Origin of the sequence: Caballeronia sp., from assembly GCF_049581465.1 — a bacterium.
GTDB lineage: Bacteria > Pseudomonadota > Gammaproteobacteria > Burkholderiales > Burkholderiaceae > Caballeronia.
On record NZ_JBAUSA010000482.1, the window covers coordinates 1 to 1655 of the forward strand.

2 protein-coding genes are annotated in these 1655 nt (G+C 62.5%); both read left to right on the forward strand.

All coding sequences use genetic code 11. The annotated features are described in order from the left end of the window. Positions 1 to 588: helix-turn-helix transcriptional regulator (locus WCA53_RS11845; protein WP_423909717.1), on the forward strand; the 588-nt coding region annotated here is incomplete at its 5' end. A 322-nt stretch (positions 589 to 910) separates the two neighbouring features. Further along, positions 911 to 1655: hypothetical protein (locus tag WCA53_RS11850; RefSeq protein WP_423909720.1), on the forward strand; the 745-nt coding region annotated here is incomplete at its 3' end.

Below are 1655 nucleotides of genomic sequence, written 5' to 3' on the forward strand. Positions count from 1 at the left end.
CTGATTGCTTCGCACATGAGGAGCCTCTCCGGCGTCGCGACTGAAATGAACAGCGAGCAGTCGAGCGTGGCAGCGGCCGCTACGCTCGATTTCCTGGCGGCGTGCCTGGTGCGTCGTGCGCAACGCTGGACCGAATCGGGCGACCCGAGACTCACGCCGATGATGCGGGCGCAGGCGCTGAGTTTTATTGAAAGCAATCTGGCCGATCCCAATCTCGGCGCGGCGACCCTGTGCGCCACGCTCAAGATTTCGCGCACGGCGTTGTATGAATTGTTTGAGCCGCTGGTTGGCGTGGCCGAGTATGTGCGCACCCGCAGGCTAAACGAGGCCATGCGCCGCCTCGAATCGCCGATGCATGCCCGCGACTTCGTCAGCACGATCGCGTGCGCGGTGGGCTTCCGGAGCGAATCGACCTTCAACCGCACGTTCAAGGAACACTTCGGCTGCACGCCCACGCAAGCGCGCGAAGTGGGCGCGTCGAAGATAGCGGGAACGCCCGGCGTCGCCGAAGCCGGCCGCCGGTTCCGCGACCAGCACTCCATTGCCGCCCAGACCGACGCGATCGTCCGGCGGCTAGGCGCGCAGTGAAGGCCGGACAGGTTTGAGTCTGCACTCGAACAATTTGAGGGGAAACAACGGACAGAATGAGAGTGCGGTGCACGCAACGCCTAGCATCATGTGCGGCGGTTTGACCGGAGTGGTCGAGCCAGCCTGCGCGTAGGAGGGAACGCACGACGAAACCACCGTCTGGAGGGGACGGGGCATCGCGGCAAGTGCGGGGAGCCAAGGACTGAGAGAGAAGCGTCGCGATGATCTCGACAGAACGCTTCAAGCCGACGCGCCGCGTCAGCAGCATCCCGCTGCGTTGCGCGTTGGTATCAAATTCAAATAAAAATAAGAGGGGACCACCATGTTGCTGCTTGCTTTCTTCAAAACGGAAACCGTCATCGGCCGACTCTTCAAGACGAGTGTGTGCGGGCTGGCGGCCATCGTCTTGTATCTTGGCTTGACGGCGCAGCCGTCATCGAGCGTGCTCATTGCCGTGTCGTTGTCCATGCTTGCCCTGCTTTTCGTGCATGGCGTTGTCCACAGCCGACGCGTGTCACCAACGTCGGCTGTGTGTGTGGCGGATATCCTTGAGAGCGAGCGGCGGATTCGCGTGATTGGCGGCGGTATCGAACTAACGCTCAACCTGGCATCGCGCACGCTCACCGTCAGGCACATGCCAAAGCATTTTATTTCCGCCGATGCCCCCGGCGAATTCCATCGCCTGCGCGCTGGCCGCTTCGACTGGCCGTTCCAGGGGCGCGCTGCTGCGTATGACGCAGGTTCGACAGGCCCTGATGAAGCGATCGCATCTCACGAGCCCGCGAACGCCATGCGCTGGGGCGGCAAGGCAGGCGCAAAAGACTCGTCCATGCGTTCTACAGACGGCGACAGGCTCGGCGGACATCCGGCTGGACCGCTCAGCCTGCGTGAAATTCGGGTTCAATGGCTCCATCCGGGCCATGGGGAGCGCTTGTTATTTACGACGGTCGGTCCCGCATCGAAATATGAAGCCCTGGAAGGTGCGTTTGCCGTTTTTGCCGAGTGGATTGAGGAGGACGACGAGGCGCGACGGGCTATCGAACGCCGCCAGCAAGCGGAAGCCTGGC